Annotated in this window: 11 protein-coding genes; 10 read left to right on the top strand and 1 reads right to left on the bottom strand. The window is 30.4% G+C overall.

Translation table 11 applies throughout. The annotated features are described in order from the left end of the window. Positions 1-2: 2 nt before the first annotated feature. The 7 genes from AC2A4K_RS13580 to ppdK all read left to right on the top strand — a co-directional run bounded on the left by AC2A4K_RS13580 (position 3) and on the right by ppdK (position 6,991). Entirely contained in the window at positions 3-701 is a 699-nt protein-coding gene (locus AC2A4K_RS13580) for a diacylglycerol kinase (protein ID WP_322503024.1), read from the top strand. A gap of 39 nt (positions 702-740) precedes the next feature. Then, a complete protein-coding gene (locus AC2A4K_RS13575; protein ID WP_322503023.1) occupies positions 741-1,139 on the top strand; it encodes a cytidine deaminase in 399 nt (132 codons plus the stop codon). Positions 1,140-1,147: 8 nt separating this feature from the next. Further along, positions 1,148-2,038: a GTPase Era gene (gene era / locus AC2A4K_RS13570; protein ID WP_322503022.1), complete on the top strand. Its 891-nt coding sequence runs from the start codon at positions 1,148-1,150 to the stop codon at positions 2,036-2,038. Positions 2,039-2,059: 21 nt separating this feature from the next. Then, on the top strand, positions 2,060-2,791 hold the full coding sequence (gene recO, locus AC2A4K_RS13565) for a DNA repair protein RecO (RefSeq protein WP_322503255.1): 732 nt from the start codon (positions 2,060-2,062) through the stop codon (positions 2,789-2,791). 5 nt (positions 2,792-2,796) lie between these two features. Beyond that, positions 2,797-3,426, top strand: a complete 630-nt coding sequence (locus AC2A4K_RS13560) for a DUF4342 domain-containing protein (RefSeq protein ID WP_322503021.1) — start codon at positions 2,797-2,799, stop codon at positions 3,424-3,426. A gap of 200 nt (positions 3,427-3,626) precedes the next feature. Then, a complete protein-coding gene (gene ccpN / locus AC2A4K_RS13555; RefSeq protein WP_322503020.1) occupies positions 3,627-4,259 on the top strand; it encodes a transcriptional regulator CcpN in 633 nt (210 codons plus the stop codon). Positions 4,260-4,360: 101 nt separating this feature from the next. Next, positions 4,361-6,991: a pyruvate, phosphate dikinase gene (gene ppdK, locus AC2A4K_RS13550; RefSeq protein WP_322503019.1), complete on the top strand. Its 2,631-nt coding sequence runs from the start codon at positions 4,361-4,363 to the stop codon at positions 6,989-6,991. A gap of 47 nt (positions 6,992-7,038) precedes the next feature. On the opposite strand, the gene AC2A4K_RS13545 is transcribed toward ppdK, so the two are convergent. Next, positions 7,039-8,118 carry a CotS family spore coat protein gene (locus tag AC2A4K_RS13545; RefSeq protein ID WP_322503018.1) on the bottom strand — a complete coding sequence of 360 codons (1,080 nt, stop codon included), beginning with the start codon at positions 8,116-8,118 and terminating at the stop codon, positions 7,039-7,041. 248 nt (positions 8,119-8,366) lie between these two features. Between AC2A4K_RS13545 and AC2A4K_RS13540 the strand changes: the two genes are divergently transcribed. From AC2A4K_RS13540 to rpoD, 3 genes are all read left to right on the top strand, one after another. After that, positions 8,367-9,395: a deoxyguanosinetriphosphate triphosphohydrolase gene (locus tag AC2A4K_RS13540; RefSeq protein ID WP_322503017.1), complete on the top strand. Its 1,029-nt coding sequence runs from the start codon at positions 8,367-8,369 to the stop codon at positions 9,393-9,395. A 168-nt stretch (positions 9,396-9,563) separates the two neighbouring features. Then, positions 9,564-11,351 carry a DNA primase gene (gene dnaG, locus AC2A4K_RS13535; RefSeq protein WP_322503016.1) on the top strand — a complete coding sequence of 596 codons (1,788 nt, stop codon included), beginning with the start codon at positions 9,564-9,566 and terminating at the stop codon, positions 11,349-11,351. A 26-nt stretch (positions 11,352-11,377) separates the two neighbouring features. Beyond that, positions 11,378-12,487, top strand: a complete 1,110-nt coding sequence (rpoD, locus tag AC2A4K_RS13530) for an RNA polymerase sigma factor RpoD (protein WP_322503015.1) — start codon at positions 11,378-11,380, stop codon at positions 12,485-12,487. The last annotated feature ends 35 nt before the right edge of the window (positions 12,488-12,522 follow it).

Raw genomic sequence — 12,522 nt, 5'->3', positions numbered from 1 at the left:
TTATGAAGGTAAGAAAACTTATTGATAGCTTTAATTATGCAATAGATGGTATAATATATGCCTTAAGAACTCAAAGAAATATGAGAATACATTTTATAGTTGCTTTAATTATATTATCAGCTTGTTTTGTTTATGATATAAGCAAAATAGAGTTTATAATATTAGCTATAACAATAACCATGGTAATAGCGGCAGAACTTATTAATACCGCTATAGAAAGTGCTATAGATTTAAGCACAAACTATTATCATCCTTTAGCTAAAATTGCTAAGAATACAGCGGCTGGAGCAGTACTTATAACTGCTATAAATGCTGTCTTAGTAGGGTATATTATATTTTGGGATGAGCTTAGCAATATAACTTTTAGAATTATGGATAGGGTCAAGGCAACAGAGCCGTATATCGTATTCATAGTCTTAACAATAGTATGTATAGTTACAATTGCTGCAAAAGCTTATTTTGGAGAAGGAACACCTTTAAAAGGTGGTATGCCATCAGGACATAGTGCAATAGCCTTTTCAATAGCTACGGCTATATCACTCATAAGTAACTCTCATATTATAATAATACTTAGTTATTTAATGGCTCTAATAACAGCCCAGAGTAGGGTCGATTCAGAGGTTCATAGTGTATGGGAAGTTATTGCAGGGGCCTTATTAGGAACGCTTATAACAATTTTAATATTTAAAATATTTAGTTGATAAATTTAGTGTCTAAAATTAGAATGGAGGATGAATTATATGAAAAATGAACTTATAAAAAAAGCTTTAGAGGCAAGAGAGCAAGCATATTGCCCATATTCAAATTTTAAGGTGGGTGCTGCTGTTTTATTTGAGAATGGTAAGATATATACAGGATGTAATATTGAAAATGCATCATTTGGAGCAACAAACTGTGCTGAGAGGACTGCAATATTCAAAGGAGTTTCTGAAGGAGCAAAGGTTATAAAGGCTGTTGCTGTAGTAGGAGATTTAAATTCATATACATATCCATGTGGTATATGTAGACAGGTAATAGTAGAATTTGCAGAAAATAAAGATATAAAGATATTCATAATTAAAAGTGAAGATGATTATATAGAGACAACATTAGATAAAATTTTACCTGGATCATTCACTAAAGAAGATCTAGAAAAATAGGAGGAAGTATGTTTAAATCAGGATTTATAACAATTGTTGGTAGACCAAACGTAGGTAAGTCAACATTAACAAACTTATTAATGGGAGAAAAACTTTCAATTGTTTCTAATAAACCACAAACAACAAGAAATAATATCCAAACAATACTAACTGGAGATGACTATCAAATGGTTTTCGTTGATACTCCAGGAATACATAAGCCTAAACATAAATTAGGTGAGTATATGGTAAATAGTGCTACAGATTCTATAAAAGATGTAGATTTAGTATTATTTTTAAGTAATCCATGTGACGAGGTTGGTAGAGGTGATAAGTTCATAATAGAGCAACTTAAAAACCAAAAAGCCCCTGTTATATTCGTATTAAATAAGGTGGATGAGAGTTCTCCAGAAAAGGTTGCTAAAACTTTAGAGTTATTCTCAAAGGAGTATGACTTTGCAGAAATGATTCCTATATCAGCCATGAAAGGTAAGAATACAGATAAGCTTCTAGAGCTTATGGTTAAATACTTACCAGAGGGTCCTAAATATTATCCAGATGATATGATAACAGATGTTCAAGAGAGATTTGTTGTGGCTGAGATAGTTAGAGAAAAAGCTCTTAAAAACTTAAGTCAAGAAGTTCCACATGGTATTGCTGTAGATGTTATACAAATGAAACAAGATACTAGTGGAAAGTATAACATAGAGGTAGATTTAATATGTGAGAAAGCATCACATAAAGGAATTATAATTGGAAAGAATGGTCAAACACTTAAGAAGATTGGTTCAACAGCTAGATTTGAATTAGAAAGATTTTTAAGAGAAAAAGTTAATATAAAAATATGGGTAAAAGTTAGAAAAGAGTGGAGAGATAATACTTCACTACTAAAGGAATTAGGATATAAAAAACTTAAATAGGAGGGATAGCTTCTGGCACTTATAGAGAGTGGTGGAGTTATCATTAAGGCTCAAGATTATAAAGAGAACGATAAATTGCTTTGGATTTTTACCGAGAAAATGGGTAAGGTAACAGCTATAGCTAAGGGTGCAAAAAAGAGTAAAAGTAGACTTTTTTCATTAACGCACCCTTTATGCTATGGCGATTATTTATTATTCAAGGGAAAAGGTTTATACAGATTGTCTGAAGGGAAGATAAGGACTTCTTTTCAGACATCTTTAACTGACCTAGAAAAGCTTACTTACGCATCTTACTTATGTGAGCTTATTGATATATCACTACAGGATGAAGAGGAAAATTTCAACTTATATAGGGAGTTCATAACATGTCTTTATTTATTAAATACAGAGGCAATAAGTTATGAACTTTTAATAAGGGCTTTTGAACTTAAATTATTAAAATACACAGGGTATGGATTAAGATTTGATAACTGCGTATTTTGTAAAAGTAAATTAAATGTTTCAAACTATATTAGTTTAAGATACTTTGGAGGAGTATGTGATAAATGTCCAAAGGAACATGGACTTTATATAAATAAAGCTACATATAATGCTCTTAGGTTCTTAAATAATACTTCTTTGGATAAGGTGTATAGATTAACATTGACAGAAGAGGTAAGAGATGAGCTTTTCAAAGTAACTAGCTTCATAATATCTTCTGTTTATTCAAGAAAACCTAAAAGTTTAGAAATGTTAAAGTTTATAAAGGAGTGATTTAGATGAGTCAAATAACATTAGAAAAAGTAGACCAAGTAATAGAAAGAACATATGCTACTTATGCAGAAGCTAAAGAAGCGTTAGAGGCTTGTGATGGTGATGTGGTAAATGCTTTAATATATATCGAGAAAAAAAGAGAAGAAGAGAGCAAAGTACAAGAAGAAAAGGTAATGGAAGAAAAAGCTGAGAGCTTTGAAGAAATAAAGAAATTCTTAAAAGATTTAATTGATAAAGGAAATGTATCAAGAGTAAGAATACTTAAGGATGATAAAGTTTTAACTGATATACCAGTTAATGCAGGTATAGCAGCAGGAGCAATTGCTGTGATATTCCCAAGCATATTAGCTGTAAGTGTTGTTGCAGCCATAGCTACAAAAATAACTATAGAAATAACTAAAGCTGATGGTAGTGTTGAGGTTGTGAATAAAATAGTTAAAAATGCGGCTAGTGATATTAAAGGAAAAGCATTTGGACTAAAGGATAAGGCTTTTAGTGTAGCAAGTGATATGAAAGAAAAAAGAGAAAATGGAAAAACAAATGAAAGTAAAATAAACAAATTTCATAAGCATCATAATAAGCTAGAAAATGAAACAAATTTTACATATACAGTAAAATTTGATGATGTTGACTAGCAAGTAGATGTAAATTAAAGGAAAATGGAATAAAAAGGAAAAAACCAAAGGAATTTAAGTGATAATTATCAGATTTGAATGATTTTTCAGAAAATTTGCTATACTAAAAAGATTTATGTTGTGTTACAATTAATATATAAAAAATCACTTTAATAAATTCCTTTTTGTTCCTAGTTTGTTTAAAGGAAGGAGCATTCAAATTGAAATTAACACCAAGGCAGGAAGAAATAGTTAGACTTGTAAAAGAGGGTCAACCCATAACTTCAGAAGCTTTAGCAGGCAAGTTAGGGGTTACAAGAGCAGCCTTAAGACCAGATCTTGCAATACTTACAATGATTGGCGTATTAGATGCGAGACCAAAGGTTGGATATATATATTCAGACAAACCCTCAAACAGTTTCATCTATGAAAAGATAAAAAATATAAAGGTTAAAGACATTATGTCTAAACCGATTACAGTATGTGAAGAAACTATGCTTCATGATGCTATAGTACATCTATTTTTGAATGATGTAGGAACTATGTTTGTAGAAAATGGAGGAGTTCTAACAGGAGCTGTTTCCAGAAAAGACTTTTTAAAGGTCGCTATAGGAGGAACAGATATATATAAGGTTCCTGTTGGTGTTATCATGACAAGAATGCCTAACATAGTATGTGCTGTAGAAGAAGACTGCGCTTTTGATGTAGCAAAAAAAATAATAGAACATGAGATAGACTCCGTACCAGTTGTAAAGAGAATTGAAGAAAATGAAGGAAAAGAGAGATTAGAGATCATAGGAAAAGTGTCTAAGACTAACATAACTAAGTTATTTGTTAAGCTTGGAGAGAATTAAAAAATATGGTTAAAAAGAAAGATCAAATGGGTAACTACCAGAGAGTATTCTCTGTTAGTATATAAAAATTCAACTATAGTATTGAACGGAGGAGTATTGAGATGGAGAAAAAGCAGTATGTTTATCTTTTTAAAGAAGGTAACGCAAGTATGAAAAATTTATTAGGTGGAAAAGGTGCTAACTTATCTGAGATGACTATTTTAGGAATACCAGTTCCACAAGGATTTACAGTAACAACTGAAGCATGTAATAAGTATTATGAAGATGGTAAAAAAATATCTCAAGGCATTATTGAGGAAATTGAAAATAAAATGGCTGAGTTAGAAGAGATAACTGGTAAAAAATTTGGTTCTCTTGAAAATCCTTTATTAGTATCAGTTAGATCAGGTGCAAGAGTTTCAATGCCAGGTATGATGGATACAATTCTAAACCTTGGATTAAATGATGAGTCAGTAGAAGCTATGGCTACTTTAACAAATAATCCAAGATTTGCTTATGATTCATATAGAAGATTTATTCAAATGTTTGCTGATGTTGTAATGGGTGTTGAAAAAAGGCTTTTTGAAGATTTATTAGATGAAGTTAAAGAAGAAAAAGGATATAAAATAGACACTGATTTAACAGCAGAAGACTTAAAAGATTTAGTAGGAAAATTTAAGGTGCTTTATAAGAAGGAAAAAGGAGAAGATTTCCCAAGTAATCCAAAAGAGCAACTTATAGAGGCTGTTACAGCTGTATTTAGATCATGGAATAACCCAAGAGCTATTGTTTATAGAAGATTAAACGATATTCCAGGGGAATGGGGTACAGCAGTTAACGTTCAAGAGATGGTATTTGGTAATAAGGGAGAAACTTCAGGAACTGGAGTTGCATTCTCAAGAAACCCAGCTAATGGGGATAATGAGTTATATGGTGAGTATTTAATGAATGCTCAAGGTGAAGATGTTGTTGCAGGTATAAGAACCCCTCAACCAATAAGTCATTTAGAAGAACAAAATCCTGAAATATATAAGCAATTTACAGATATAGTTAATACATTAGAACAGCATTATAGAGATATGCAAGATATGGAGTTCACAATAGAAGATGGAAAATTATATTTCCTTCAAACTAGAAATGGTAAGAGAACTGCTCAATCAGCTTTAAAAATAGCTGTTGATTTGGTTGAGGAAGGAATGTTAACTAAGGAAGAGGCTATATTAAAAGTTGAGCCTAAACAATTAGATACATTACTTCACCCTGCTTTTGCTGCTGATGGCTTAAAAGAGGCTACAGTGGTTGCAAAGGGCTTACCAGCATCACCAGGAGCTGCATGTGGTAAAATAGCTTTCACAGCTGAAGAGGCTAAGGAAAGAAAAGCAAATGGTGAAAAAGTAGTATTAGTAAGATTAGAAACTTCACCAGAAGATATCGAAGGTATGATAGCTGCAGAAGGTATCTTAACTGTTAGAGGAGGAATGACTTCTCATGCAGCTGTTGTTGCAAGAGGAATGGGTACTTGCTGTGTAGCTGGATGTGGAGAATTAAAAGTTAATGAAGAATCTAGAACTTTAGAAGTTGACGGTAAGGTATTAACTTCAGAAGATTACATTTCAATAGATGGTTCAACAGGAAATATCTATGCAGAGCAAGTTAAGACAGTATCTCCTGAAATTACAGGGCATTTTGCTACATTCATGGGATGGGCTGATGAAATAAGAAAATTAAAGGTTAGAACTAATGCTGATACACCAAGAGATACTAAACAAGCTGTTGAGTTTGGTGCAGAAGGTATAGGATTATGTAGAACTGAGCATATGTTCTTTGCTGAAGATAGAATCTTAGCTGTTAGAGAAATGATATTAGCTAAGAATGAAGATAGTAGAAGAGTTGCATTAGAAAAACTTCTACCAATGCAAAGAGAAGACTTTATAGGAATGTATGAAGCTTTAGAAGAAAGACCAGCTACAATCAGATTCTTAGATCCACCTCTACATGAATTCTTACCAACTGAGGAAGCTGATATAAATACATTAGCTAAGGAAATTGGTGTTAGTGTAGAGGAAATTAAGGCTGTAGTTGCTGAATTACATGAATTTAACCCAATGATGGGACATAGAGGATGTCGTTTAGCAGTATCTTATCCAGAGATAGCTGAGATGCAAACAAGAGCCGTTATAGAGGCTGCTATAGAGGTTAAAAAGAATAAAGGATATAATATAGTTCCTGAAATAATGATTCCTCTAATAGGTGATATAAAAGAATTAAAATATGTTAAGAATGTAGTTGTTGAAACTGCTAAGACAGTAATGGAAGAAAAAGGTGTTCAATTAGATTATAAGGTTGGAACAATGATTGAGATTCCAAGAGCTGCTTTAACTGCTGATAGAATAGCAGAGGAAGCTGAGTTCTTCTCATTTGGTACAAATGACTTAACTCAAATGTCATTTGGATTCTCAAGAGATGATGCCGCTAAGTTCTTAAAAGATTACTATGAAAAAGGAATATATGAGCAAGATCCATTTGCTAAACTGGACCAAACTGGTGTTGGAGAGCTTATGAAGATTGCTTGTGAAAAAGGTAAGATAACAAGACCTGATATTAAATTAGGTATATGTGGAGAACATGGTGGAGATCCTTCATCTGTTGAATTCTGCCACAACTTAGGATTAAATTATGTAAGTTGTTCACCATACAGAGTTCCATTAGCAAGACTTGCAGCTGCACAAGCACAAGTTAAAAATAAGAGATAATAAATAAAATAATATAAGAGGAGTATTCATTATGAATACTCCTTTATTTATAATTTAACTTTAAATTCGGTTAAAAATAATATTCTCAATTCTTCAACAAACCTAACTTGGGCTGATGTATTATTAGCTACTTCATTAAGAGATTCTATAAACATTGATTTACTACATTTTTTCATGTTATTATAATAATCTTTAGATAAGCGCCAATATTTTTGAGGAAATGATAGGTATGAGAAGATATATTTAAGATCGTCCTCAGTAAATGGTGTAATTAAATTGTATGTCTTAAGTATTTTTTTAGTTAATTCTATGTCCCAATTAGTAGATGTTCTTTTTAATAAGCGTCTCATAAAATAACATAAGTCGTACATAGAGTAATTAAGAGAAGACTTATCAAAATCTATTACCCAAACTTCAGAATTATTAATTATTAAGTTTTTATTTACATAATCACCATGACAAAGAGATTTGCTAAGTTTTTTATCATCTATAGAGCTAGAAACTAATAGTGCTTCTTTGGCTAAATAGAGGTTATCATCAAAGATATCTAAGAATATTGATGAAAATTTATCCTTATTTTCAATTTTTGTAGCCATATTAAATGATGAAAGAATTTTGTTAAAATGCTTTAAGGTAGATATGTAGATACTATCAAACCCAGTTTTAATTGAACTACCTTTAATTGGTTTAAAATTTCTTGAGCAGCTATGCATTTTAGCTAGATTTTCTATAGATAGTAGAATATGTTCTAAATTATCAAAACTACATTTTTCTCCTTCAACCCATGGAGAAAGCATGAAAAGCATGTTGTTTGCTTTAACGAATCTACCATTAACTTTTGAAGGAAGAATTTTTGGAAGTTTAATTTCGTTTCTAGCAAACCATTCCATAACTGAATATATGAATAATAAAGTACCCTCATCATAATAAACCTTCTTTAAACAGAAAATGTTAGTAGGATTATAGATATTATCAATAAGTTTATAAACAGCTCTATTTTTATCTGTATTTTTAAATTTTATATTTTCTATTGAATAATTTTCTAAGTTATACATAGGTAAAACTATGGTTTTTACAGCACTTAAAACTTCATCGGCTTCATTAAAACGGTTAGAATGCTTTCCCATGATTGACCTCCTAATAAAAATTCCTTAATATAAGCATATTATCATTAAGTTTAGATTATACTTTAAAATGTGAAATAGTTTAGTTATTTAAATAAAATAATAGTTAAGTTGGTAAATTAAATGGTTAAAAAAGCATAATATTTTAGATTTTAAAATATAGATTATAAAATTAATGGCTATTATATAAAATTTATATAATATAAAAGGATTTTAAATAGGGGAATAGAATATATATAATAGGTGATGCTATGAAAATAAGAGAGAATATTGAAGTTTTCGAAAGAATAAAGTTAAATAAAGTCGCAAAGTTTTCAGAAGAATCAATAGGAAGAGAAAGATTTGAAGAGCCAGATGATATAAGAACTTGCTTTATGGTTGACAGAGATAGAATAATCCATAGTAAATCATTTAGAAGATTAAAGAGAAAAACTCAAGTTTTTATAAGAACTTATGGTGATCATTATAGAACTAGACTTGTGCATACTTTAGAGGTTTCTCAAGTAGCAAGAACCATAGGCGTAGCTCTTTCATTAAATGAATATTTAATAGAGGCTATTGCTTTAGGTCATGATTTAGGTCATGCAGCTTTCGCTCATATTGGGGAAGATGTTATAAACGATTTTCTACCAGGTGGTTTTAAGCATAATGAGCAAAGTGTAAGAGTTGTTAAGAAGATAGAGAAGGATGGCTTAGGACTTAATCTAACAAAAGAAGTTTTAGATGGAATATTAAATCATAGTGGCTTTTCAAATATTAGTAAAGTCGCAGGAACGTTTGAAGGACAAGTTGTTAGGTTTGCAGATAAGATAGCTTATGTAAATCATGATATAGACGATTCAATTAGAGCGGGAATTTTAAAAGAAGAAGATCTACCTAAGGAAATAATTAATAAATTAGGTAATAGTGGGAGTAAAAGAATAGAAACTTTAGTTAAAGATTGTGTTTTTAATACAATTAAAAATATGGAACAAGGAGAACTCAAGGTATCTTTAAGTGAAGAAATAGGATATGCCTTTATTCAGCTTAGAAAATTTTTGTTTGATAATATATATTTAGGAAAATATTTAGAAGATGAGAGGAAAAAAGCTGAGTTTGTATTGAGTAAGGTCATAGAACATTATTATAAGAATTGGAATGAAATGCCGAAATTATATAAGGATATATGTGAATCAGAAGGAATACATAGAGGGGTAGCCGATTACGTAGCTGGAATGACCGATGATTACTGTACAAATGAGTTTAATAAGATATATGTTCCAAAGTTTGTGATTTATTAAATATTTTTGGAATAATTAGAACTAAATGTTGCCAAAATATAATTGTTATAAATTTAGACTTGAAAAATAATAAAAAAAAAGTTATATTTAAAATTTGAGAAGGAATTTATCAATTGATGTCGAATAATAATTAATTGTCAAAAAATATTAAGAAGGTGAGTAGAGTTCTTGCGAATTTCAGAAGAAATTATAGAAAAAGTTAAAGAGCAAAACGATATTGTTGATGTTGTTTCTGATGTTGTAAGACTAAAAAGAGCAGGAAGGAATTTTTCTGGTTTATGTCCATTTCATCATGAAAAGAGTCCGTCTTTTAGTGTTTCTCCTGATAAACAAATATTTAAGTGCTTTGGATGTGGAGAAGCTGGAAATGTAATAAGCTTTGTTATGAAAACTAAAAATTTGAACTTTGTGGATGCTGTTAAAGAATTAGCTGATAGAGCTAACATAATAATTCCTATAGAGGATGGAAAACAAAGTGAAACACAAAGAAAAAAACAAGTTTTATATAACATAAATAAGCAAGCTGCTAGATATTACTTTTCTAATCTCCAAAACAATAAGGAAGCTAAGGAATATTTTTTAAGAAGAGGAATAAAAGAAAATATATTAAAAAGCTTTGGACTTGGATACGCTAAGGAAGGATGGCAAAATACCATAAACTATCTTAGAAAACAAGGATTCAATAATGAAGCTATTGAAGCTGCTGGATTAGGAATTAAGAGTGAAAAGGGAACTTTTTATGATAGATTCAGGAATAGAGTTATTTTTCCTGTATTTGATTATAAAGGGAGTGTAATAGGTTTTGGTGGTAGAGTTTTAGATGATTCAAAACCAAAATATTTAAACTCTCCAGAAACACTAGTTTTTCACAAAGGAACTAATTTATATGCTTTAAATTTTGCTATAAAACATGGATTAAAAGAAAGAACATTAATAATAGTTGAAGGATATATGGATTGTATATCACTTCACCAATATGGAATAACTAATGTAGTTGCTTCTCTAGGAACTGCATTAACAGATAATCAAGCTAGGTTATTAAAAAGATATGTAGACAGAGTAATAATCTCATATGATGCAGATATTGCTGGACAAATGGCTACTATACGAGGACTTGAGATATTGCAAAATGCTGGATTAGATGTTAGAGTACTAACAGTACCAAAAGGTAAAGATCCAGATGAATTTATAAGAGCAAATGGTAAAGAAGCTTTTATAAAATTAATTCAATCTGCCAAAAAACTTATAGATTATAAGCTTCATAGAGCTAGAATCGGTATAGATTTTTCAGATAACAATGGATTAATAAAGTATGCTGAAAGAGTTGTGGATATATTATCAGATTTAAATCCAATAGAAAAAGATGTATACATAAAGAAAATTTCAGAAGAAACATCCATAAAAGAACAAGCATTTTATGATTTATTAAATAAAAATTTGACAAATAACAATAAAAACCATGAAAATGTGAATAATAAGGAAGAATATGGAACAAAATTATATGTAGAGCCTCCTTATGTTAAATGTGAAAGAAGTGTTTTAAAACTTCTTTGTATGGAGGAAAACCATTCATTAGTAAAAAAATACTTAGAAGAGGATGATTTAATATCTCCTAATATTAAATCATTAGAAAAAATAATCAATGATTCCATAAATGAAGTGGGATTTGGCGATTTAGAAAAGCATGTAGAAGCTAAGTGTGAAGATCCAAAAGTTTTAAAGGAATGGTTAGAAGTAAAAGACTTACTTATTCTAGATCATTCTTCTAATATAGAAGTTCTTGTTAAGGACTATGTTAATCTTATTAAAAAATATAAGTTAGAGCAAGAACAGACTACTGTACTTAAAGAACTAAAAATTTGTGAACAAAACAATATGTTTAAGGAATCACTTGATTTAGTTAAAAGAGCTAAAGAAATAAGTGATAAACTAAAAGAACTAGAAAGGAGTAAGTAGTTTTAATGGCGGAAGGAGGTAATAAAATGAAAGCTAAAACAACAAAAGCGAAAAAAAGTGAAGGTAAAGAAGTAAAAGAAAAAGTTGACAAAATGGTCTTAGTAAAAAGGCTTATAGATAAAGGGAAAAAAAGCGGTTCATTGACTTACAAGGAGATAATGGATGAACTTGATGAAATAGAATTAAACCCAGAACAAATAGAAAAAATCTATGAAGTTCTAGAATCAATGGGTATAGAGGTAATAAGTGAAATAGAGCAAGAAGAGGAAGAGGAAGAGGAATTAGATCTTTCTGTTCCAGAGGGAATTGCTATTGATGACCCAGTAAGAATGTACTTAAAGGAAATAGGTAAAGTTCCACTATTATCATCAGAGGATGAAATAGAACTTGCTAAGAAAATAGAAGAAGGAAGCAACTATGCTAAGAAAAAATTAGCAGAGGCTAACTTAAGACTTGTTGTAAGTATAGCTAAAAGATATGTTGGTAGAGGAATGTTATTCCTAGATCTTATACAAGAAGGTAACTTAGGTCTTATAAAGGCTGTTGAAAAGTTTGACTACAGAAAAGGATATAAGTTCTCAACATATGCTACATGGTGGATAAGACAGGCGATAACTAGAGCTATTGCTGACCAAGCAAGAACTATAAGAATACCAGTTCATATGGTAGAAACTATAAACAAACTTATAAGAATTCAAAGACAATTAGTTCAAGAGTTAGGAAGAGATCCATTACCAGAGGAATTATCAAAACAAATGGATATGCCAGTTGATAAGGTAAGAGAAATCTTAAAAATAGCTCAAGAACCAGTTTCATTAGAAACTCCAATAGGTGAAGAGGAAGATTCACATTTAGGTGACTTTATACCTGATGATGATGCTCCAGCACCAGCAGAAGCAGCTGCATTCACAATGTTAAAAGAGCAATTAATCAATGTTTTAGATACTTTAACTCCTAGAGAAGAAAAAGTATTAAGACTAAGATTTGGATTAGATGATGGAAGAGCTAGAACTCTTGAGGAAGTTGGTAAAGAATTCAACGTAACTAGAGAGAGAATTAGACAGATTGAAGCAAAAGCTTTAAGAAAGTTAAGACATCCAAGTAGAAGTAAAAAATTAAAAGATTATTTAGATTAGTACCTTTATGGTACTAATCTTTTTTTATATTTCCA

The organism is Clostridium sp. LIBA-8841 (genome assembly GCF_057782475.1).
The sequence above is the reverse complement of the archived record's forward strand: the minus strand, read 5'-3'. Positions and strand labels throughout refer to the sequence as shown.